We start from the raw sequence: 21608 nt of genomic DNA, 5'->3' as shown, positions 1-21608 counted from the left end.
AAAAATATGTAAAATCTGACAAAAATGCTTTGTTTTTATTTGTCTCCTTTATCGATATTATTCTTTTATTCAATAAATAATATTGATCTTGGGGGATTTTGGGGATGAAATGGTCTGTTGATTATAATACAGGTATTGAAGTTATTGATGATCAACATCGTCGTATTCTAGATTATATTAATGAAATAGATGAATTAAAACACAGTAATGATCGGGTAAAAATGAAAGGTGTATTGGATAATATTATTGACTATACCCAATCCCATTTCACGTTTGAAGAAAGTTTACAAGAAGAAGCAAACTATAAATATCGTGTCCCACATAAGCGTGTACATGACTTATTTATCAAGAAGATAGAAGTTTATCGAGAGCGTTTTGAATTGGGACAGGAAATCGATAAAGAGTTACATGAAGCACTGTCTAAATGGCTGATTAATCATATTCGTCATGATGATGCTGATTATGTTGGTGCGGTCAAAGAAAATATGATAGGCATTATTAAAGAGAATGAAAAGAAAAAAGGGAAAAACTGGTTCTCTCGCTTTTTCTCATAATAACAAGATAATAAGAAAAGACCCTTTATCATAGAAAAATAAAAAGGTGAGTATCAGTGTAAATAAGGGGTCTAATGAGTAAAATAATAATTCATGCGCGGCAAATCATCTAGATGGTGGTTTGCCTTTTTCTTTCTCTATCTTTTATTTTGATTTTCAGGCTTGAGAAAGGCAAAATAGATTGAATATTTCATTGTAAGCACCATAAAGTGCAATGAGTTCAAAGATTTTTCAAGGAATGCATTATGCAGGACACAACTCTGTCACGCTGGTTAGCTCCAGTGATGGCGTTTTGCTTATCTTTTGTCATGATTACCACTTTAGCCCCTACGGTTGGCGTCCAAATTGATCGTCAATTGGATTTCTGGTTGTTATGGTTAGGCACAATGTTTTTATTGGCGTTGCCCATTGCTTATCTTGAAATTGCTTTAGCAAAGCGATCACAGACAACAGCATTGCAAGCATTATCCACACTCACACGTGATGCTGATGCGTCACCAAGATGGCGTATTGTTGGCTGGTTAGCAGTTGTTTTTATCCCATTTTTTGCGGGTAGTGTTTTAACAACAGCAAGCAGTGTGGTGAGTCCACAAATTGCATTCGATCTTTCTGATCAAGTCCTTTTTGCTATTTTTGCCGTTATCGCACTCGGTTTATCCTTTATTCCACGCCAGTTTTTGCTTGCGTTGACAACCTTGGGTGTAGTTGCAGCTTTTATTCTTGCAAATGTGATGGGTACTGAGCTATCTGCATGGCATTGGACCAGTATTGAATTTAAAGAGTGGGGCAATGTCACAGTTCTTGCATTAGTCGCAAGTGGTTTGGGACTTGGTTTATATTGGCAAAGCAGCTTATCAACGGTGAAGCAGCAGCCAGCTGCGACTACAGCTGTATTGCCGATTTGGCTTGCTCAACTTGTTGCTGTAATTGCTTTTGGTTTTTTCTCTGTTCAGGCTCAACTTCCTGCATTGGCATGGGTGTTCGCTGCGATCATGGCGGCAGCATTGTTGATTCAATTGACAAGAGAACAGTTAGCACAACGTCAACTCGCTCCTATCATCCAATGGGTGATTATTGTTGCTGCGATCGCAGTGTGGGCTATTCCACAAGTTGAACAAGTCTTTAATACGCTGCTAATGTTATGGGGCTTGGCGATTTGCTTAATCTATGCTGTTTTTGCTGGCTGGATTATGAAGATCAGTCATTTGCGTAAAGCGATGGGCTTTAGCAATGAGTTATTTTATAACTTATGGCGTATAGCTGTACGTGTGGTCTTACCACTGTCAATCGTTGTTGCTGCCATCGCTGTGATCGGACAGAGCTTTTAATGGAACAAATCAAGCAAGTTTGGGTTGCTTATAGCAACCCTGAGCAACAGTTTCATATTGCGGTTGCATTTGTTGAGGGGATGACGGCATTACAAGCCATTCAGAACAGTGGTTTAGCCGATCAAGTCAATTTACCTGAACCTTTACAACTCGGTGTCTTTGGTACAAAGATTGAAGCTGAAACCGTTCTTCAAGCAGGCGATCGGGTTGAAATTTACCGTGCGTTGACGATTAACCCAAACGATATTCGGCGTAAACGAGCTGCTAAAAACCCAGTAGGGCGTTTCGCCAAAGGTAATCGTTTCAAACTATGAGCTTGATAAAGAAAACCCTTCACGAATGATTCGATGAGGGGTTTTCTTTTATAGTAAAGCGACTATAGTGGTGGTGCAGTCAAAATCGCTTCTTTTGATGCGGGTAAGCCAGGTTGTGATTCTGGAATCGTATCTAAACCTTCGATACGCTCTACATTTCCAGTTGCATCAAAGTAAATTTTGAGATGTTGGCCATGTGCTGCAGGTATTTTTGCTTTTTTTGCATAAGTGCCTGGGATATAGTTGTAGATATAGTCCCAACGTTGAGGATTCAGTGGATCTGAAACAGTCGGGCTTCCTAGCAAGAAACGGACTTGCTGGAAACTCATGCCGACTTGTACCTGAGATGCTTGTGCCTTGGTTAAGGGCGTTCCTTGTGGAATGTCGACTTTATAAACACCAAAGACAGAACAACCGCTTAGTACTGAAGTGACGAATAACGCCAGCATGATTTTTTGCATTTTGCTACACTATCCTGATAAATGATGATGCATTTGATCCGAGGATAGATCATACTGCATCTAAACTCTATTTCCTATTCCAACTTAAGATTTGTTGAGAGACCTTTTTTCATGCCTATTTCCAATCAAGACTTACGCAAAGCTGGACTTAAAGTTACCCTTCCTCGTATTAAGATTTTGGAATTATTAGAAAATTCAAAACAACATCATTTAAGCGCAGAAGATATTTATAAAACTTTGCTTGAACAAGGTGAAGATGTCGGTTTGGCGACAGTTTACCGTGTGTTAACACAATTTGAAGCTGCAGGTATCATTCAGCGTCATCATTTTGAAAATAATCATTCAGTTTTTGAAATCATGCAAGAAGATCATCATGATCATTTGGTTTGCTTAAATTGTAATAAAGTAATTGAATTTACTAATGATATTATTGAAAGAGAGCAGCATTTAGTTGCAGAAAAGCATGGTTTTGCCTTAACTGGACACTCTTTGAATCTTTATGGTTATTGCAAAGATACTGAATGCCAAGAGACTTATCGTAAAAAATAAGTTTGATTCGGTTAAAACTGATTAGTTCACTAAAAATGAACAATTAAAAAAAGGAAGGTTACAAAAACCTTCCTTTTTTTAATCCCTCCCAACCTCCCTTTATCAAAGGGAGGAGTACCCCTCTTTGATAAAGAGGGGCTAGGGGAGATTTTACTGACCATCAAAGGTAATATTGCGACTCGCATTTAAGAGTTGGTCTGCACCTTCTTCTGAAAGTTTAATGGTGAGACGTAAATCATTTGGTGAATCTGCATGTTTAAGTGCATCTTTATAAGTGATTTCACCTGATTTATAGAGGTCGAATAAGGCTTGGTCAAAGGTTTGCATGCCAAGTTCACGCGAACGTTTCATCAGATCTTTGATCTCATGAATCTCGCCCTTACGGATATAATCAGCTAATAATGGTGTATTGATTAAAATTTCAATTGCTGCACGTCGTGAATTGCCATCTGGTGTTGGAATCAATTGCTGAGCAACCATTGCTTTTAAATTTAGTGACAAATCCATATACAGTTGCGTATGACGATCTGCTTCAAAAAAGTGAATAATACGATCCAGTGCTTGGTTGGCGTTGTTTGCGTGTAGGGTTGCCAATACCAAGTGACCAGTTTCTGCAAAAGCAATCGCATAGTCCATGGTCTCACGAGAACGAATCTCACCAATCAAAATAACATCAGGTGCCTGACGTAGTGTATTTTTTAAAGCAACTTCAAATGAGTCAGTATCAATACCGACTTCGCGTTGCGTGACGATACAACCTGCATGTTGATGTACAAATTCAATCGGGTCCTCGATGGTAATAATATGACCTTTGGAGTTGTGGTTACGGAAACCAATCATCGAAGCCAAAGAGGTAGATTTACCTGTTCCTGTTGCACCAACAAAGATAATAATGCCGCGCTTGGTCATGGCAAGATCTTTGAGTACGGTTGGAAGTTTCAACTCATCCATCGTTGGAATGACGGTTTCAATTCGACGTAATACCATGCCTGGCATATCACGTTGTTGAAATGCACTGACACGGAAACGTGCGGTTTTTTCACGGTTCATAATCGCAAAGTTACATTCACGTGTTTCCGCAAATTCTTTGCGTTGTTTATCACTCATAATTGAGTGCAGTAACTGACCGACGATTTCACCTGATAATTTTGTTTTGGCTACAGGGACAATCTGTCCGTTAATTTTCATCGATGGTTCTACATCATCAGTGACAAATAAGTCAGATGCGTTTTGTTGAATCATCAAATTGAGCAAGTCATTAAAGTCCATGAGATTTCTCTAATCCATTTGTAATTTTTATAGGAATGATTCAGGTTGCTTGGCTGCGGTACGTGCCGTTTGAGGACTAATCAGACCTTTAGAAACCAGTGTTTTAAGACTTTGATCTAATGTGGTCATACCGTAGTTGGCGCCCGTCTGAATCGCAGAGTACATTTGTGCGACTTTATTTTCACGAACAAGGTTACGAATCGCAGGAATCCCGATCATGATCTCGTGTGCAGCCACACGACCACCACCATTCTTTTTCAACAATGTTTGAGAAATTACCGCCTGTAATGATTCCGAGAGCATGGCACGAACCATATCTTTTTCTTCAGCAGGGAATACATCGATCACACGGTCAATGGTTTTGGCTGCTGAAGTGGTATGCAGCGTACCAAAGACCAAGTGACCTGTTTCTGCTGCGGTTAAAGCAAGACGAATGGTTTCTAAGTCACGCATCTCACCGACTAGAATAATATCAGGGTCTTCACGCAGTGCTGAGCGTAATGCTTCATTAAAGCCATGTGTATCACGATGCACTTCACGTTGGTTGATTAGACATTTTTTAGATTGATGTACAAATTCGATTGGGTCTTCAACTGTTAAAATATGGTCATAACGATTTTCGTTGATATAGTCGATCATCGCTGCAAGGGTGGTCGATTTACCTGAACCTGTTGGTCCTGTAACCAATACAATACCACGTGGATAATCGCAGATTTGCTTGAAAATTGTGCCTAAACCCAAGTCTTCCATCGTCAAAACTTTAGATGGAATGGTACGGAAGACAGCACCAGCACCACGGTTTTGGTTAAATGCGTTCACACGGAAACGGGCAATGTTTGGGACTTCAAATGAAAAGTCGGTTTCAAGGTCTTCTTCAAAATCACGACGTTGTTTGTCATTCATGATGTCATAAACGAGACGATGGACATCTTTGTGCTCTAGAGCGGGTAGATTAATTCGGCGAACCTCACCATCTACACGAATCATCGGTGGCATGCCCGCCGAAAGGTGCAAATCCGATGCACCATTTTTTACTGAAAAGGCGAGTAATTCTGTGATATCCATAATTTCCCCGAAACAATTAAAAAAGTAATTCATTATTTTGTAGAATAATATAAGACTTTCCCCGAAGCTTACCAAGACTTCTGATTGTGGTTATGCAAAAAAAGATGTCGTGAATGAGAACTGTGTCAATGAATTTACTCCAACAGCAGCGCCAACAAGTATTAAGCCAAATCGAACAGGCTTGTCAGCGAGTTAATCGAACGGCAGCATCTGTACAATTATTGGCTGTCTCCAAAATGCATCCGAGTAGCAGTCTCCAAGAAATGTACGCGGCTGGACAACGTTGTTTTGGCGAAAATTATTTGCAGGAAGCTTTAGAAAAAATAGATGATCTAAAAGATTTAGAGATCGAATGGCATTTTATTGGTCATGTACAACGCAATAAAACCAAACAGTTAGCGGAAAAATTTGATTGGGTGCATGGGGTAGATCGTTTGATTATTGCTGAACGGTTGTCTAATCAGCGTTTAGATGGTCAGCATGCTTTGAATATTTGTCTTCAGGTGAATATTGATGGACAAGACTCTAAAGATGGTTGTCAGCCTGATGAAGTGGCGGAGTTGGTTCAGCAAATCAGCCAACTGCCAAATCTGCGCCTACGTGGTTTGATGGTGATTCCTGCACCTGAAAATCATGCTGCGTTTGCTGATGCTCAAGCTTTATTTGAGCAAGTAAAGTCTCAACATGCACAGCCTCAAGATTGGGATACGTTGAGTATGGGGATGTCGGGAGATTTGGATGCCGCAATTGCAGCAGGTTCAACGATGGTCAGAGTTGGGACAGCGTTGTTTGGTGCAAGGGATTATTCAAGTAAGAGTTGAGCGTAATCTAAATTATAAATGCTTTAAAATTTCACTGAATTTTTCGTAATTATGTAAGTTAGCATCGGCAATCAATGATTCCACTTGCGGATCAGGGTGAAAGAAGATGGTTCTCATACCAACTTTTTTTGCACCTTGTATATCTGCTATTTCATTATCTCCAACGAAGATACAATCTTGTGGATGCACATCAAGTTGTGTACATGACAATAGAAAGATTTCTGGATCAGGTTTTCGGAGTCCAACTGCTTCAGAAACGATAATACTTGAAAAGAACTCAGTCAGACCTAATGCATAAAAATTATGTTCTTGAAAGGGTGTCTTCCCGTTAGAGACTAATCCAATTAAATAACCTTTCTGTTTAAGATCAAGAATCGTTTCTTCAACATTTCTGAAACAACATGAAAATTTATTGAAATCATTGATATAACTTTCTAATAGTTGCTCTTTAGAAATATGTTTGATCATAAACTCTTGAGTTAATTTTTCATAAACAACATCTTTCCAAACTTTGCCCTTATCGTCTATATCAAGAAAGCGTTGGATAAATTGTTGTTTGATTTGATTGGGAATTAATCGAAAGTAATTCGTTTGCCAAGTTAGGAATCTGATGAGAGAAGTTGTCCGATCAAGCAGAGTCTGATCAAGGTCAAAAATAATAGCTTTGTTCTGTTTCATTTCAATTGAACCGTTGTGACTATTTATTCACTATAAAGTGAGTTAACCAATAATTTCAATCCGACTCGAACCTGAACCAATCGGCTGTACCTGAATCTGTACAGGAATGCGCTCATGCATTTCTTGAATGTGCGAGATTAACACCACTTTACGCCCTTGGCTTTGAAGATGATCAAGTGCATTCATCACCATATGCAACGAAGATGCATCCAGAGTCCCAAAGCCTTCATCAATAAATAGCGACTCGATTTTCATCGAACCTGATGCCATATTGGCGATCGCCAATGAAATCGCAAGGGCAGTGAGGAATGATTCCCCACCAGAAAGCGATGCAACAGAACGGGTTTCGCCGTCCATATCATGATCAATAATCGCAAGGCTGAGGGAATTATCTAAACGTTTGAGGGTATAACGTTGCGACAACATCGCCAGCTGTTGATTGGAATATTCCAATAAAATATCGAGATTATATTGCTGTGCTAAATCACGGAAATCTTTGCCTTTTGAGTCTCCGATGAGACTGGAAATCTTATTCCAACGGTGTTCTTGTTGCTGAATTTGTTGAATTTGATCAGCAAACTGTTTTTGTTTGGCGAGGTTTTGTTGATGTAATTCAAGTTGAAGTTTGAGTTGATCTCGTTGATCTATTGTTTGCTGTAAATTTTCTTGGTTGCTATTCATTAATTCAGTCAGTTGTTCAGCTTGAATATTCGGTTGCTGTTGTAGATGTGCATTTCGTTGTTCTTGGATTGTTTTAAGTGCGTAGTCTGCTTCACTCAAGAGACGATCTGCATTTTGTATGGCTAAACGAATCTGCTGTTCTTGGAGGGATGAAATTGCAAGTAACTCGCTAAGTTGGCCTTCAGTAAAATGTTCGTGTTGAGTCAGCCATGTCGCTACTTCAGCTTTACATTGTTCAAGCGAATGATGATTCTGCTGGTGTTGCGCTTTAAGTTGTTCCAATTCATTTTTTTGCTGTTCAAAGTTTTGACGGGATTGCTCAAAACTTTGCTTCACTTGCTGATATTGACGCTGCAATTGCTGACGTTGTTGATCATGTTGAGTTAACCATTCATTGGCTTTGAATTCAGTTGAACCCGTCATGATAACGATCAGTTGATTGGCTGCTTCAGTATTTTGTTTACCTTTGGCTTCGATATCTTTTAATTGTTGTTTTAAATCGGTGTGTTGTGCGGTTAATCCAGCCAAATTCGATTTTAATAAGCTCAATTGTTGATCCGCATGCTCCATTTGCTTGATGAGACTTTCTGCGTGATCAAGTTGCTGATTACGCTGCTGCAAACACTGCAAAATTTGCTGTGAAAATGACAAGGTTTGTGCAGACCATGATATTTTCTCATCGGGATTCAGGCAGTCAACGATATGCTGAATGTGTTGTTGTAACTGTTGTACTGTTTCAAGTTGATGACGTGTATTTTGAATGATCTGCGTTAGGTTGTATTGATCTTTATGGGCTTGGCTGAGTTGTTGTAGATCTATTTCAATCTGTTGTTTAGATTGCATTGATTGGGTGACTAAAAGTTGCAACGATGCTGTGATTTCATGCTGAGCCAAATTGAAATCTAGTTGAATTTCGGATTGCACTATAAGCTGCTGTAATTGATGATCCTGAATCTTTAATTTTTCACTGATCTGTTGCAAAGCATTTTGTAACTGTACTTGTTCAGTCTGAATCTGAGTCAATTGTTGCTGGGTGGTTTGCCAAAGCTGAAAACACTGCTGTTCCTGCTGAATTGCTTGTTGTTCTTGCTGCTGTTGAAGTTCATACAACGCTTTAGAAATCTGACTGGCATTAGCACGGTAGGGGTGTTCGGTACTACCGCAAACTACACAGGCTTCACCTTGTTTCAGTTGAGCGCGTAAATGTTCAATATTTTCTGCATGTAATAAACGTTGTTGCTGCAAGATATCTTGTAATTTTTCACGTTCATTTTTTGCAGATTGATAATCTTGCTCAGTTTTTTTCTTATTCTGTTCAAGCTGTTGAGATTGCTGCTGTACAATCTCGAATTTGCTTTGCAAAGACAAGACTTCATTTTTTAACTCAAAATAGTGCTGAAGTTTTTGCTGAATGATATCGAGTTGATTTAGTCGATTTTGTTGTTGTTCTTTTAATTTCTGTTTTTGCTCAAGCTGAATATCGATCTGCTGCGCTGTTCCAAATTGTTGAACTAAACCATTTAGCCTTATTTGATCTTGCTCAAGTTTGGCTTGGGCGTGTTGAATATTACCTAAAGCATTTTCAGCTTTTTGGTGTTGTTGGATAAATTGTCTGAGTTGTTGGATATGCGCATTTAAACCTTTATCTAAAGGTGAGAATTGAGTGCTTTGTTGTTGCTGCTTGCTGCAAATTTTTTGTTGTTCAATTAGGGTTTGAATACTTTGCTCAAACTGTTGCTGCTGAGTTTGCAAAGGCTGTTGTTGGTTTTCAATTTGGATTAATCGATTTTTGGTTTTGTTATAGTCATCTTTAATATGTTCGCGTTTTTGCAAATATGTTCTTAAATCGGCAAGTTCTTTGTGGTGCTTTTGTTCAAAATTTAGAAATTGATTTAATGCTGATTCTGCTTGGGAATACAGCGTTTTTTCTTGCTCGAATTGAGTCGATAAAGTCGCGAAGCTATTTTGTTTTTGCTGAATTTGAGGTTCGAGTTGTTGTTGTGTTTTTTGAAGTTGTTGTTGCTGGAAAATAACTGGTCGTATGTCTGAGAAGGTCTCTAGTTGTACGAGCAATTGACGATCTGCTGCTAAGCTATCATGGGCCTTGAGTTGAGTGGCGTGGTATTGCTGTTTTAAGACAATTTCACTTTCCATCTTATGTTTTTGTTCAAACCACTGCTGTTGTTGTTTAAGTTGATTTTTTTCATTTTCAAATTGTTGAACTTGTTGTTGTAGCTGTTGAAATTTATTTTTTAGCTCAGCAATTTCCTCATCCGAACGGATTTCAATATGACCCAACACATTTTCTAGTTGTTTACGTTGATTGCTAATTTCTTTCGTTTTTTCAAATGCCAATTGACCAATCTTCGCAAAGATACTGGAATTAGTCAGATATTCTAATAATTCACCACGTTCATTATCACGGGCTTTGAGAAATGCAGTCACTTCTGATTGTGCCAGTAAAACTGCACGCGTGAATTGCTCAAAACTGAGTTGGGTGATTTGTTGAATATGATTTTCTACGGCTTTGGTTTTATCGGCAATGACCACACCATCGGTTAAGCATTTCAGCGAGCGCTGTACGCTTTGTAATTTACCATTGGCATTTTCACGCGCGCGTTTAATTTCCCAACGAGCTAAATACTGTTTTTGATCTTGCGCCACAAAACACAGTTCAGCAAATCCATGACCAGTACCACGCCGTAACACTGTGAGAGGAGAATTAGTGAGTAATTCTGAACCGTCCACATCCAAGAGTTTGCCATCACTGTCTTTAAGTCTTGGAATTTTATTAAATAGCGCAAGACACATGGCATCTAAAATAGTGGATTTACCTGCGCCAGTTTTTCCAATAATCGCAATCAACCCAGCATTGGCTAAAGGCTCAGTTTCAAAATCAATAAAATGTTCACCTGCTAGAGATGCCAAATTTTTAAGTCGGATCGATAAAATTTTCATGGCAGCTCTTTAGTTACGGTGATCATCTTCAAGTTGTTTTTGTGCTTCGGCAACCAAACTTAGGAAGTCTTTGCTGACGTCATCATCAACGCTATAACCTTTTTTTTGCCAAATTTGCTGAAATAGTTTTTCAGGCGTCGGTGGTTCAAGGCTAATACTTTGCTTCATCTCAGCATTATTTTCATTGGATAAGTATTGTCTTGAAATCCGCACTAAACGATAGCGATCTTTGGGTAAGGTATCTTCAAATTGTTGTCTTAAATTGGGTTGAGGAGGGGTCGCCGTGTGATATTCAATATCGACATATTCTCGATGATCAATATTCTCAATCACTTCGTTCGCTAAACTTTTTAGGCGTTGCATCACTTCAGTGAGTTCACCTTTAATTTTATGAAGTTGAATGGATCGTGGGATAGCGATGGCTTCAAATTCAAATTTATTTTGGTCTTTTTCTGGATCAATGGTGACCTCAACCACTTGGTGTTTATAGTTGATTTCACTAAATGACAGTGGAATCGGTGAGCCACTATAACGGATATGCGAATGTTGTACTTTTTGTGGTTTATGCAGATGACCTAAAGCCACATAATCAATCACATCATCAAATAGCGTGGTGGAAAGTGCTTCTTCATTGCCAATGATAATCGGGCGTTCAGAATCTGACGTTTCACCGCCTTGCATATGTGCATGGGACATTAGGATGAGGGCTTGATTATCGGTTTTTCTGCGTTTTGCCTCAGCGATCAATTGTTGATGTAAATAGGCAATCGCATTTTGGCTGTGAGTGGTATGTTCATTAAAGCCCGTGATTTCGGCCGAACGTAAAAATGGTAGGGCAATGCACCATGCTACAACCTGTTTATGCTCATTATAAATCGGCAAAATCAAACGCTCTAAATCCAGACTTTTATCTTCATTCCAACGAATTACACCGACTGTTTTGGCATTGTATTTTTCTAAAAGGGGTTCAACTTGTTCGATGCGGTAGCCTGAATCGTGATTCCCTGCAATCATCAAGGTTTGCATCTGAGGTGCGATGTCATGCGCATCGGCTAAGAATTGATAGAGTTGCTTTTGGGCTTGTGAACTGGGATTGATCACATCAAAAATGTCACCTGCGATCAGCAAAGCATGTGGTTGTTTTACCTTGATTTGTTCAAGTAACCATGCCAAAAATTGTTCATGTTCGTAATGGCGGGAGTGATTATAAAAAAATTGCCCCAAATGCCAGTCAGAAGTATGAAAAAAACGCACGGTCATGAAATGGAAAGTCCCAGTTTTGAATAGGAATAAGGTAGCATAATTTACAGCGAGAAAATGGAATGGCGTTATTTGAATGCAACAAGTACGCTTAAATTGATTGAAGATCGTTCAGCAAAGCATCGAAATGCTTTGCTGAACTTATAATCTCTCTACAGCGTTATGAATTAATGATGAAAGTCATTCTCCATTTTCCACGGTAATGTTTTAGGCGAAATATGCAAGAAGTGAAGGTATTTCTCAAACTGATTTAAAATATCATTGATGAGTGAGCTTTGATCGAAGCCATATACATCATAAGCACGTCCTCCGCGAAGTAAGAAAACTTCTGCTCTATAATATTTTTCTTGGTCAGCATATTCCTTACGCTTCAGCTCTTTCATATAGCTTGGCGTGCTGTATTCACACATTCGTATTTCGTAGATAAACTCAACATTATTGGGTTCTGATAATTTAAGCTGTACCCGAGCATTTACCTCATCATAGGTCACTTCAAATGGCCAATCTTTTTCTTGGAAGCCTTGTTTCACTGCCTCGATACTTTGATACGCGGTAGATGCAATAAACTCTCTGACTTGTTCTTGGGTTGGAAAGGCCACTAAATAGTTGAGACGCCTTTGTATTAAAGTTTCAGTATCATCATTTTTTTGTGCGTTATGCTGTGAAGGTTGATGATGGGTCAAACTGGTATTTCGATGTTGTTCGATCGCCAGTGCTTTGCACAACCCGATGATGGCGATTAACATAATAATGGTAAAAGGTAATGCACTCACGATGGATGCAGTTTGTAGGGCTGAAAGCCCACCTGCAAGTAATAAGCCTGAAGCAATAAGACCTTGTGTTGTGGTCCAAAATACACGTTGCCATATCGGGGTATCGGTTACGCCACCTGAGGTCAATGAGTCAATAACCAATGCTCCAGAGTCCGCAGAGGTAACGAAAAAAGTAATAATGAGGATTACACTCAAAACGGACAATAAAGTGGTGAGGGGTAAGTGCTCATATAACTTAAACAATGCAATGGCTTTGTCTTGCTGCACATCTTGAACGAGAGACTGGTAACCTTCGACTAAAATTAAATGTAATGCCGTATCACCGAACACAGAGAACCATAAAAAGGTAAAAATAGTCGGAATGAGCATGATACCCACGATGAACTGTCGAATGGTTCGCCCGCGACTAATTTTCGCAATAAAGATTCCTACAAATGGCGCCCAAGAAATCGTCCATCCAAAGATGAATAATGTCCAGTTACCAATCCAATCATTTGCTGTATAGGCCTGTAAACTAAAAGTTCTCTCGACGAGATTGCTGAGATAACTTCCTGTATTTTCTACAAAGGTTTGTAAAATAAATAAAGTTGGTCCGACGATAAACACAAAAAGCATCAGTGCCACTGCGAGCCCAATATTGATGACCGATAGTCGTTTAATACCTTTATCCATGCCTGCGACAACTGAAAATGTGGCTAATAAGGTAATAATTAAAATGGTCGCAATTTGTACAGGGATACTGACGGGAATAGAGGGGAATAAGTAATTTACACCTGTATTGATCTGAGTGACAGATAACCCTAGCGTGGTTGCAATACCAAATAAAGTCCCTAAAACTGCAAAGGTATCAACAGTATGTCCCATCCAGCCATTTATTCTATTTCCAATAAATGGGAACAGTGTGGAGCGCATGGCAAGTGGTAGCCCATGTCGAAAAGTAAAATAAGCGAGTGACAATCCGACCACACCATAGATAGCCCAGATATGAAATCCCCAGTGGAAATATGAAATCTGCATCGCTTGTTTTGCAGCTTCAATCGTTCCTGGAGCGCCTTGAGGCGGGGCACTAAAATGTAAAACGGGCTCTGCAACGCCAAAAAAGAGCAATGCGATGCCGTAACCAGCTGAAAAGAGCATGGCAAACCACGACAAGAAACTATACTCAGGTTCAGCATGATCTGGGCCTAACTTGATATTTCCCCAGTTACTCATCGCAATCCCGACAATAAAAATGAGAAATGCGGCGACTGCGAGCATGTAAAACCAACCAAAGGTGTTGGTCACATAATTGAGAACTTGAGAGAAAAACTGCCCTGCTAATTCTGGATTGCTGATGGTGCCGAGAAGAACCAACACAATGACGATGATGGTTGGGATAAATACGGGAAATAAAATTGCGGTTCTAAAAAAACCTTTCGTTTCAGTAAATGTCATATAAAACCTTGCTAATTCGATATATTTCTTTAATTTCTAAGTCGATCGAGGGTTTATATAACATCATTGATAAATGATATTTCGTTTGAATCGGTATGAATAGGAATGTGCTTGGGTCGACATAATTTTGTTCATATTGAACATACTATCGTCAAAAACCAGATAGTACAAATCAACAAAAAATACAAAACACAAAGCTAAAAGAATTTTTACAGTGGATTCGTGCTTATGAACTTGGATGGATCACTTTAAAAATATCATCTGCAATCGCCAAATATTGAGGAAAAAATACTGTACAAGATGATCATTGATCATCTTTAAACGATCCTCTAGTTTGATATTTAAATGATGATTCGACGCTTTAATTATTTACACCTTCTTTGTATTTCTCTGATCGGAGAATGAGGAACGATTGAAGTTCCGCAAGGGCATGTATGAAAGAAGTCTATTTAAAAAAAGAGGAAATAGAAAATGAGCTTAGGTAAAGTAAGCCGCGAAATAATTGATCATATCATGTTGATTGGGTTAGACCGAGTCCCCAAACGCAATGCTTTTGATAGCCATATGATTTCAGCTTTGTCCCAAGCTTTGACGGAATATGAAGATGATCCTGAATTGCGTTGCGCCGTGATTTTTGCTCATGGTGATCACTTTACCGCAGGTTTGGATCTTGTTGAATTGCAGTCCAAAATCTCAGAGGGAATTTTCAATTTTGATGAAAATCAAATTAATCCTTGGGGCGTTGGCGGTCGGCACAGAACCAAACCCTTGATCGTTGCGGTACAAGGAATCTGCTATACCGCAGGGGTGGAGTTGATGCTCAATGCTGATGTGGTGATCGCGAGTGAAGATACTGTATTTGGTCAACTTGAAGTATTACGTGGCATTATGCCTTTTGGGGGTGCAACGGTACGCTTTGTGCAGGCCGCAGGCTGGCAAAAAGCGATGCCATATTTATTAACAGGTAAAACGTTTGATAGTCAGACTGCAAATGAATTGAATCTTGTTTCTGAGGTCGTTGAACAGGGCAAACAACTTGATCGTGCCATAGAAATTGCTCAAGAAATCTGTATTGCTGCGCCTCTTGCTGTACAAGCTTTACTGGCTTCGGCAACGGATGCTGTGACGCTAGGGCAAACTGTTGCATTTCAGAAAATGGATAATTACCTTAAACCATTATTTGAATCTGAGGATGCTCAAGAGGGTATACGTGCCATGCTAGAAAAGCGTCCGCCGCAGTTTAAGGGGCAATAAGTCTCGAGGTGTTATCTATCAATCAAAAGAATATCTTTTAAGTTGATTCAAGTTTAAAATTTGATTAGTACAATTGCTTAAAATCTGAAGCAACTTGCTGTATTTCATTAGTACCATGAAACCAAATGTAGACAGCATCTGAAAGTGTTTGTGGTGTGTGATCATAGGGAAGAAAAATTAAATAATCTCCGCACCCATTACGAGCGATAGCAATGGCAAGTTCAGGAAAACCGACCCACTGTCTCGCAAGTTTTGTTTCATGCAAAAGATGATTACAAGTACGGATTTTTCGTTTTTGATTGGATTGATCAAAAAATGGGAAAATTTGCCAGTAATCTTCTGCGATAAAAACATCACCACCATTTTCCTCAAGCATCTTATTTTTAAATGATTGGGGGAAAACGAGATTCAGCTCTTTTTCCGTAGCTAAAATATATTCTTCCTCTATGGGAAAAGGCATAGTTAAATCTCAATAAGATTGAATTCAATGGTCTATTTTATATAGCTTTTTCATCCATTTCACAAATCCCAAAAACATTATTATCTAAATCGAGGAAATAGCCCTGCCAGCAACGATTTGGAATGGCAAATTTATCCATTGCCACAATACCTCCTAGGCTTAAAATTTTAGCGGCTGTTTCATCGAAGTTTGCAACTTCTATGGTGCAGGTATAGGCATTGGTACCACACTCAGTCGGTGGGGTTGCAACAGGGCGCTGTAATAAACCACCGTGAATGCCGTCAGTTTCTATGCGATAGTATTCAATTGGCAAATCCTCTACTTTTTCAAACTTCCAGCCAAAAGCCGACGCATAAAAAGTGGTATCACGTTGCGGGTTTGAAGATTGGATTTCAAAATAAATAATAGCGTTCATCCATTTATTCCTTTGTCTTTATTGTCTTTGAATTATTCTAAATAGATTGGGTGATCTGGACATAAAGATTTATGTAAGTATGCTTTATTGGAATACATCCCTTGACTGGAAATACAAATTTTATTCGTTTAATCATTTTGAGATAAACGTATTGAAAATGAATGTAATTAAATTAGCGAATACACCATGACTTGTAGAGCAGGCGGCATTTAAAACACAAATTTTAGGCAAATAAAAACCGACGATTCGAGTGATGGTAAATCGTCGGTCAAATCTTCATCATAAGTTCTGGCTGCTAACAAAACCAATTCCGAAGAGGAAAAGTCATAATGAAAGGTCACCGAAAACGTTGCGGATGCCGTGCAATGTAGCTTCGGTTGCTGCGACCTTGTACTCTATATAACGAGACTAGATGCAGATTGGTTGACATAAAAATGAAAAAAAAGTGAAAAAAAACTATAATCATTGATTAAGGTCGATCTAATTGGGTATATGCTTATGATTTCATTGCGTTTGTATTATTTATGGTTTTTTATCATTTGTCTCATTTCGACTTTATTGGCTGGTGTGCTGGCTGCGATTTTACCAAATAGTATCGGCGGTATCCTCACCGCACTTCCTTATCTGATTGCGATCATCTTTGTATTATTCAAATTTTTAAAACAACAACAACGTGCACCCAGTATCCAAGAGAAAAAACGTTTAACACTCGCCTTTACCTTGATTTTTTGGGGATATAACGTATTGGGCTTATTGTTGGGGCTATTTATCTTTGCTCGTAAAGATCCTGAAGTTTGGCAGAACTTCCTCTTGTATTTGCAACAACCTAAATTCATGCTGACTGTACTCGCGATGTGGTTGATGCTGGCGATTCCATTATTCTTAATTACTTATTGGTTTTATGGCAAGCAAGCACAGCGAATGGCGCATAAGATGTTTGGATAGTTTCAAAGTCATCTTGTAATTCATTTTTATTCTGTTATAGCTACTTATACATATCATTTTTGATAGGTAGCATCATGCAAAAATTGACTGTACTGGTAACTGGTGCGAGTGGTTTCATCGGCTCTCATCTTTTACCGTTTCTGTTAGAACAACAATATCAAGTTATTGCCTTAACTCGACAAAAACAAAACGCATCTCAACATCCGCATTTAACTTGGGTGAATGATTTAGAGCAGATCCAGTGCGTTGAAATAGACTATGTGATTAATCTCGCTGGTGAAAGTATTGGGCAGAAACGCTGGAGCGAACAACGAAAAAGGCAACTCATAGAAAGCCGAGTCAGTACGACAGAAAAGCTCTATGAATGGTTAGAGCGTAAACAGATTTATCCTAAATGTATTATTTCAGGTTCAGCGATTGGTTATTACGGGATTGATCCGACTGAACAATGGGCGACAGTGTGCGATGAAAATTCGCCTCCACACGATATTTTTATGTCAGAACTATGCCAAGCCTGGGAACAGGCAGCATTAAAATTTTCTAATCAAAATACCAAGATCATTCGTTTAGGTGTGGTTTTTGCGGGTGATGGTGGGATCTTACCGCAGATGCTTTTGCCTATTAAATTGAATATGGTCAGTAAAATTGGTACAGGATTACAACCCGTAGTATGGATTCATATTCAGGATGTGCTGCGCGCCATGTTGTTTTTATTGACCTTGGAAAGCTCGCAAAAGGTTTATAATCTTGTTGCTCCTGAACAATCCAATCAACAGCGATTTGCCCGTATTGCAGCCAACGTTTTAAAGCGTAAACCATTTATGCGGATGCCAAAATGTATCTTTGAATGGAGCTTAGGTGAACAGTCGCAATTGATTTTAAATGGGCAATATGTACAACCAAGTGCGTTATTAGCGCATGGGTTTGAATTTAGTTATCCCGATCTTGAGTCTGCATTACAACAAATTCTAAGGCGTGACTAAGGCCAAGCGCTGCAATCGTTGAGGTGAATAAGCTGTTGGATTGACAAAAGTTTCTTGTCCTAATATCAACTGGCGTAGAAGTTGAGCCGATCCAGCACCCATACATAGCCCATTACGGAAATGTCCAAAGTTTGCCCATAGATTTTCTATTTCAGGCATTGCACCAATATAAGGAATACCGTGTGGCGAACTAGGGCGTAAGCCTGCCCAACGTTTCACAATCGGGAACTGTTCCAACTCAGGAATCATCTCCAAACAAGCCGTTAAAATGTTGTGCTGGGTTTGTTGATCAACGGTAGTGCTAAATCCACACTCCGACATACTCGAACCACAAACGATATGACCATCTTGACGTGGAATCAGATACATCACACGATTCATACACATGGTGGGGAGCCAGTTCTCAGGGGTTTTAAACAGTAGCATCTGACCTTGAACGGGATGAACAGGAATGTTTCGTTGTATTTGTTCAACCCAGTGTTGACTCCATGCACCAGACGCGAGTACCACTTGATCGGCAAAATATTGTTGCCCATCTTCCGCCTGTAAGCCATGCACTTTTTTATTTTTAATAATGAGTTTTTCAATCGGGCAGTATTCAAAAAAACGGACTGAAGGGTGTTGTTTTAAATAGCTGATCAGTGATTGGAGTAAACGAGGATTGCGGACATTTGAAAGCTCTGGGAAATAGATTGCTTGTTCGAAGTCCGCAGAGATATGCTGATTTACCTGTTGGATGTCATCGCCTGTTAAGTATTCACAACGTTGCATCGGCTCATGATATTTTTCAGCATATTCCAAGCCTACTTGGAAGTCACCCTTATCAAAAATCAGCATACCTGTATCGTGAATTTGAAAATCAATGCCTGTGATAGGGTATAGTTTTTCATTCCACCTTTGATATAGGGATTTGCCATATTTGGCGAGTTGATTCACTTCAGGCGCATATCGCCAAGGGTACATCGGGGAGAGGATACCGCCACCCGCCCACGAAGCGGCTTGACCAGCTTGTTGTTGATCAAAAATATCGACTGAGCAGCCTTGTTCAGCAAGCTCAAGTGCAGTCATTAAGCCGCTAATCCCTGCACCAATGATGGCAATATGCATAAGTGGAGTTCTATTTCATCTCTTTCAGTTTACGCGCTGCTTCTTCTGCAAAATAAGTCCAGATACCATCTGCACCTGCACGACGACAGCACATCAATGATTCTAAAATCACACTGTCAGATAACCAACCATTTTGAATCGCGCCTGCAAGCATGGCGTATTCACCACTGACCTGATAGATGAAGGTCGGTACGCCAAAGGTGTCTTTTACCTCACGGACGATGTCGAGATAAGGCATACCCGGTTTGACTATCACCATGTCTGCGCCTTCTTGAAGATCCAATGCGATTTCATGCAACGCTTCGGAACGGTTGCCGATATCCATTTGGTAATTATATTTATTGCCGCCTTTTAAGTTGCTTGCTGAGCCAACTGCATCACGGAATGGACCATAGAAGCTAGATGCGTATTTCGCTGAATAAGACATGATGTTGGTATAAATAAAACCATTTTGTTCAAGCGCTTGTCGAATCGCACCAATACGACCATCCATCATGTCACTTGGTGCAACTACATCAGCACCCGCCGCCGCATGGCTCAAGGCTTGTTTAACCAAGCATTCAACTGTTTCATCATTCAAGACATAACCTGTCTCATCAATAATTCCGTCTTGACCATGCGTGGTATATGGATCAAGTGCGCCGTCTGTAATTAACACCATTTCAGGTAATTCTTTTTTTAATAAACGGCAGGTGGTTTGTACTAAACCATTTTCATCCCAAGCCGCTTCTGCTGTTAAACTTTTATCTTGTTGTGGGGTAACTGGAAATAATGCAAGTTTTGATACACCCAGTTCCAACAAGCTTTCAGCTTTTTTGAGTAATAAATCAGCAGATAAGCGTTGCACATTTGGCATGCTTGGAATATCTTGCGTTTGTTGCTGTCCAGGTAATACAAATACTGGATAAATCAAATGATTAGCTGTGAGTTGTGTTTCACTGACCATGGCACGAAGTTGGTCATTTTTACGGATACGGCGCATGCGAGTCGCAGGAAAAGCTGGACGATTGAACGTATAAGTCATAACAATCTCGATGTTCAGTATTACACTATAGGAGTAATTGAATCTTTTTAAGTCACGCTAGGGGAGAACTTAGCGGCTTAGGTCAATTAAATATCCTCGCTATTGTAGCCCCATAATTTTAGATTTGTACAAAATAATGGGATGTTTATCGTTCCTTTGGATTTAGACAGCGTATGAATGATGTAAAGAAAAACTGGACAGGTAATATTCAGTTAGGTGCTAAAGCCGATCATGGCGTGGTATTAAAACAGCTTTGTAAAGCATTTAATTCTTCACCATTTTTTAAGCACTGTGGCATGGTCATGCGAGTGGTGGATGATCAAATCGAGGGTTATATCGACATGCAATCTGAACTGATTGGTAATGTCGCTTTCCAAATTTTGCATGGTGGTGTTGCTGCAACAATGCTGGATAGTATTGGTGGCGTGGTGGCGATGGAACAACTTTATCGTCGTGCAAACCCTGAAGATTTACCCGATACCATTAAAAAAGTCTCTCGCTTAGCGACGGTCGATATGCGTGTTGATTATTTAGCACCGGGGCGAGGGAAATTCTTCATCGCACGTGCAGAAACATTACGTTTAGGGCGCAAGGGCTGTACTATGCGCATGACCATGGTCAATGATGAAGAGAAACCGATTGCAACCGCAATTGCATCTTATGCATTTTAGTCATCTCCTGAATACTAAAGCGTCTTTGGACGCTTTTTTTTATTTTTATAATCCATATCAAAAAATAATCATAAACCTTATGAATCTTGTTTTTTAGGTATAGCGATTCTGATGGTCCGAATCATTATAGCCCCTTGTCTGTCTTTAGCTTTTAAATTTTGATATTCAGTTAAGTTTTCAAAATTAAGCTGGTTAGCTGATTAAACCAAAAGTTAAAAAGTCGTTTTAATTTTCAGGAATAACCGATGACTGACGCCCCAGCAAATTCACTGAATATGGTTTCAGACTCGGCATCAGGTGATGCGATGAAAGCAAAACGTAAAAAGTTTCTTGGATTTTTTGCGCTCATTCTGATTCTTGCCGCAATTTTGTATGCGATTTTGGCGCTATTTTTCAATCATTCCGTCAGCACAGATAATGCTTATGTCGGCGCAGAAACTGCTCAGATTACTTCAATGGTTAGTGGGCAAGATGATGGTTTTGGGTTTGTTTTTTAAATACTGGTTGAGTTTAGAAATGGCAGATTATGTTTGTATTTATCAAAATACAGCATGCTAGAATCGGGCAGATCAGTTAAAAATTAAGCTAGATAAACCATGGAGGA

20 protein-coding genes and 1 pseudogene are annotated in these 21608 nt (G+C 39.4%); 10 read left to right on the top strand and 11 right to left on the bottom strand.

The window, feature by feature from the left end; translation table 11 throughout:
- The first annotated feature begins 98 nt into the window (after positions 1-98).
- From MMO38_RS14050 to MMO38_RS14040, 3 genes are all read left to right on the top strand, one after another.
- A complete protein-coding gene (locus MMO38_RS14050; RefSeq protein ID WP_034595086.1) occupies positions 99-554 on the top strand; it encodes a bacteriohemerythrin in 456 nt (151 codons plus the stop codon).
- Between the two features lie 245 nt (positions 555-799).
- Positions 800-1882 (top strand): hypothetical protein, encoded by a 1083-nt coding sequence (locus MMO38_RS14045; RefSeq protein WP_241323939.1) that lies wholly within the window; start codon positions 800-802, stop codon positions 1880-1882.
- Entirely contained in the window at positions 1882-2196 is a 315-nt protein-coding gene (locus MMO38_RS14040; RefSeq protein ID WP_241323938.1) for an RnfH family protein, read from the top strand. The genes MMO38_RS14045 and MMO38_RS14040 overlap by 1 nt, the downstream gene beginning before the upstream one ends.
- A 62-nt stretch (positions 2197-2258) precedes the next feature.
- Here the strand turns inward: MMO38_RS14040 and bamE are convergent, their stop codons facing one another.
- Positions 2259-2657 (bottom strand): outer membrane protein assembly factor BamE, encoded by a 399-nt coding sequence (gene bamE, locus MMO38_RS14035; RefSeq protein ID WP_004670150.1) that lies wholly within the window; start codon positions 2655-2657, stop codon positions 2259-2261.
- Positions 2658-2768: 111 nt separating this feature from the next.
- Here bamE and fur point away from each other — a divergent pair, with 111 nt between their 5' ends.
- Positions 2769-3206 carry a ferric iron uptake transcriptional regulator gene (gene fur / locus MMO38_RS14030; protein WP_241323937.1) on the top strand — a complete coding sequence of 146 codons (438 nt, stop codon included), beginning with the start codon at positions 2769-2771 and terminating at the stop codon, positions 3204-3206.
- 150 nt (positions 3207-3356) lie between these two features.
- On the opposite strand, the gene MMO38_RS14025 is transcribed toward fur, so the two are convergent.
- Positions 3357-4475, bottom strand: coding sequence for a PilT/PilU family type 4a pilus ATPase (locus tag MMO38_RS14025; RefSeq protein WP_005198037.1), 1119 nt, complete (start codon positions 4473-4475; stop codon positions 3357-3359).
- Between the two features lie 27 nt (positions 4476-4502).
- Complete coding sequence (locus tag MMO38_RS14020) at positions 4503-5540, bottom strand: type IV pilus twitching motility protein PilT (RefSeq protein ID WP_004670156.1); 1038 nt, start codon at positions 5538-5540, stop codon at positions 4503-4505.
- 128 nt (positions 5541-5668) lie between these two features.
- On the opposite strand from MMO38_RS14020, the gene MMO38_RS14015 reads away from it, so the two are divergent.
- Positions 5669-6361, top strand: coding sequence for a YggS family pyridoxal phosphate-dependent enzyme (locus tag MMO38_RS14015; protein WP_241323936.1), 693 nt, complete (start codon positions 5669-5671; stop codon positions 6359-6361).
- A gap of 12 nt (positions 6362-6373) precedes the next feature.
- Here MMO38_RS14015 and MMO38_RS14010 read toward each other — a convergent pair whose 3' ends face one another.
- From MMO38_RS14010 to MMO38_RS13995, 4 genes are all read right to left on the bottom strand, one after another.
- Positions 6374-7039 carry an HAD family hydrolase gene (locus MMO38_RS14010; protein WP_241323935.1) on the bottom strand — a complete coding sequence of 222 codons (666 nt, stop codon included), beginning with the start codon at positions 7037-7039 and terminating at the stop codon, positions 6374-6376.
- A 42-nt stretch (positions 7040-7081) separates the two neighbouring features.
- Entirely contained in the window at positions 7082-10678 is a 3597-nt protein-coding gene (locus MMO38_RS14005) for an AAA family ATPase (protein WP_241323934.1), read from the bottom strand.
- A gap of 9 nt (positions 10679-10687) precedes the next feature.
- On the bottom strand, positions 10688-11938 hold the full coding sequence (locus tag MMO38_RS14000) for an exonuclease SbcCD subunit D (RefSeq protein ID WP_241323933.1): 1251 nt from the start codon (positions 11936-11938) through the stop codon (positions 10688-10690).
- Between the two features lie 167 nt (positions 11939-12105).
- A complete protein-coding gene (locus tag MMO38_RS13995; protein WP_241323932.1) occupies positions 12106-14145 on the bottom strand; it encodes a BCCT family transporter in 2040 nt (679 codons plus the stop codon).
- A 471-nt stretch (positions 14146-14616) separates the two neighbouring features.
- Between MMO38_RS13995 and MMO38_RS13990 the strand changes: the two genes are divergently transcribed.
- Positions 14617-15399, top strand: a complete 783-nt coding sequence (locus tag MMO38_RS13990; protein ID WP_241323931.1) for a crotonase/enoyl-CoA hydratase family protein — start codon at positions 14617-14619, stop codon at positions 15397-15399.
- A 64-nt stretch (positions 15400-15463) separates the two neighbouring features.
- Here MMO38_RS13990 and MMO38_RS13985 read toward each other — a convergent pair whose 3' ends face one another.
- Together MMO38_RS13985 and MMO38_RS13980 are read right to left on the bottom strand one after the other, a co-directional pair.
- On the bottom strand, positions 15464-15859 hold the full coding sequence (locus MMO38_RS13985; protein ID WP_005198026.1) for an SMI1/KNR4 family protein: 396 nt from the start codon (positions 15857-15859) through the stop codon (positions 15464-15466).
- A 37-nt stretch (positions 15860-15896) separates the two neighbouring features.
- Entirely contained in the window at positions 15897-16274 is a 378-nt protein-coding gene (locus tag MMO38_RS13980; RefSeq protein ID WP_241323930.1) for a VOC family protein, read from the bottom strand.
- A 498-nt stretch (positions 16275-16772) separates the two neighbouring features.
- Here MMO38_RS13980 and MMO38_RS13975 point away from each other — a divergent pair, with 498 nt between their 5' ends.
- Both MMO38_RS13975 and MMO38_RS13970 read left to right on the top strand, forming a co-directional pair.
- Positions 16773-17219 (top strand): ABZJ_00895 family protein, encoded by a 447-nt coding sequence (locus MMO38_RS13975; protein WP_241323929.1) that lies wholly within the window; start codon positions 16773-16775, stop codon positions 17217-17219.
- Between the two features lie 74 nt (positions 17220-17293).
- Positions 17294-18202 (top strand): TIGR01777 family oxidoreductase, encoded by a 909-nt coding sequence (locus MMO38_RS13970; protein WP_005198021.1) that lies wholly within the window; start codon positions 17294-17296, stop codon positions 18200-18202.
- Here MMO38_RS13970 and thiO read toward each other — a convergent pair.
- Positions 18188-19309: a glycine oxidase ThiO gene (gene thiO, locus MMO38_RS13965; RefSeq protein ID WP_005198018.1), complete on the bottom strand. Its 1122-nt coding sequence runs from the start codon at positions 19307-19309 to the stop codon at positions 18188-18190. The two genes, MMO38_RS13970 and thiO, sit on opposite strands and share 15 nt — an antisense overlap.
- Before the next feature lie 10 nt (positions 19310-19319).
- Positions 19320-20333, bottom strand: coding sequence for a porphobilinogen synthase (hemB, locus tag MMO38_RS13960; RefSeq protein ID WP_241323928.1), 1014 nt, complete (start codon positions 20331-20333; stop codon positions 19320-19322).
- A 173-nt stretch (positions 20334-20506) separates the two neighbouring features.
- On the opposite strand from hemB, the gene MMO38_RS13955 reads away from it, so the two are divergent.
- Complete coding sequence (locus MMO38_RS13955) at positions 20507-21004, top strand: thioesterase family protein (protein WP_004670177.1); 498 nt, start codon at positions 20507-20509, stop codon at positions 21002-21004.
- A 245-nt stretch (positions 21005-21249) separates the two neighbouring features.
- A pseudogene (locus MMO38_RS13950) lies at positions 21250-21471 on the top strand (EmrA/EmrK family multidrug efflux transporter periplasmic adaptor subunit); the annotation flags it as partial.
- Positions 21472-21608: the final 137 nt, after the last annotated feature.

This window comes from Acinetobacter sp. NIPH 1852 (assembly GCF_022549455.1).
Classification (GTDB): domain Bacteria; phylum Pseudomonadota; class Gammaproteobacteria; order Pseudomonadales; family Moraxellaceae; genus Acinetobacter.
Note: the sequence above shows the minus strand (reverse complement) of the source record. Positions and strands in the feature narration are given on the sequence as shown.

Bases quoted from the DNA above. Each gene is read 5' to 3' on its own strand.
- MMO38_RS13985 (WP_005198026.1), bottom strand. From the start codon at position 15,859: ATGCCTTTTCCCATAGAGGAAGAATATATTTTAGCTACGGAAAAAGAG.
- MMO38_RS14025 (WP_005198037.1), bottom strand. From the start codon at position 4,475: ATGGACTTTAATGACTTGCTCAATTTGATGATTCAACAAAACGCATCT.
- hemB (WP_241323928.1), bottom strand. From the start codon at position 20,333: ATGACTTATACGTTCAATCGTCCAGCTTTTCCTGCGACTCGCATGCGC.
- MMO38_RS13955 (WP_004670177.1), top strand. From the start codon at position 20,507: ATGAATGATGTAAAGAAAAACTGGACAGGTAATATTCAGTTAGGTGCT.
- MMO38_RS13980 (WP_241323930.1), bottom strand. From the start codon at position 16,274: ATGAACGCTATTATTTATTTTGAAATCCAATCTTCAAACCCGCAACGT.
- bamE (WP_004670150.1), bottom strand. From the start codon at position 2,657: ATGCAAAAAATCATGCTGGCGTTATTCGTCACTTCAGTACTAAGCGGT.
- MMO38_RS14015 (WP_241323936.1), top strand. From the start codon at position 5,669: ATGAATTTACTCCAACAGCAGCGCCAACAAGTATTAAGCCAAATCGAA.
- MMO38_RS14000 (WP_241323933.1), bottom strand. From the start codon at position 11,938: ATGACCGTGCGTTTTTTTCATACTTCTGACTGGCATTTGGGGCAATTT.
- thiO (WP_005198018.1), bottom strand. From the start codon at position 19,309: ATGCATATTGCCATCATTGGTGCAGGGATTAGCGGCTTAATGACTGCA.
- MMO38_RS13970 (WP_005198021.1), top strand. From the start codon at position 17,294: ATGCAAAAATTGACTGTACTGGTAACTGGTGCGAGTGGTTTCATCGGC.
- MMO38_RS13975 (WP_241323929.1), top strand. From the start codon at position 16,773: ATGATTTCATTGCGTTTGTATTATTTATGGTTTTTTATCATTTGTCTC.
- fur (WP_241323937.1), top strand. From the start codon at position 2,769: ATGCCTATTTCCAATCAAGACTTACGCAAAGCTGGACTTAAAGTTACC.
- MMO38_RS14020 (WP_004670156.1), bottom strand. From the start codon at position 5,540: ATGGATATCACAGAATTACTCGCCTTTTCAGTAAAAAATGGTGCATCG.
- MMO38_RS13995 (WP_241323932.1), bottom strand. From the start codon at position 14,145: ATGACATTTACTGAAACGAAAGGTTTTTTTAGAACCGCAATTTTATTT.
- MMO38_RS14040 (WP_241323938.1), top strand. From the start codon at position 1,882: ATGGAACAAATCAAGCAAGTTTGGGTTGCTTATAGCAACCCTGAGCAA.
- MMO38_RS14005 (WP_241323934.1), bottom strand. From the start codon at position 10,678: ATGAAAATTTTATCGATCCGACTTAAAAATTTGGCATCTCTAGCAGGT.
- MMO38_RS14045 (WP_241323939.1), top strand. From the start codon at position 800: ATGCAGGACACAACTCTGTCACGCTGGTTAGCTCCAGTGATGGCGTTT.
- MMO38_RS14010 (WP_241323935.1), bottom strand. From the start codon at position 7,039: ATGAAACAGAACAAAGCTATTATTTTTGACCTTGATCAGACTCTGCTT.
- MMO38_RS13990 (WP_241323931.1), top strand. From the start codon at position 14,617: ATGAGCTTAGGTAAAGTAAGCCGCGAAATAATTGATCATATCATGTTG.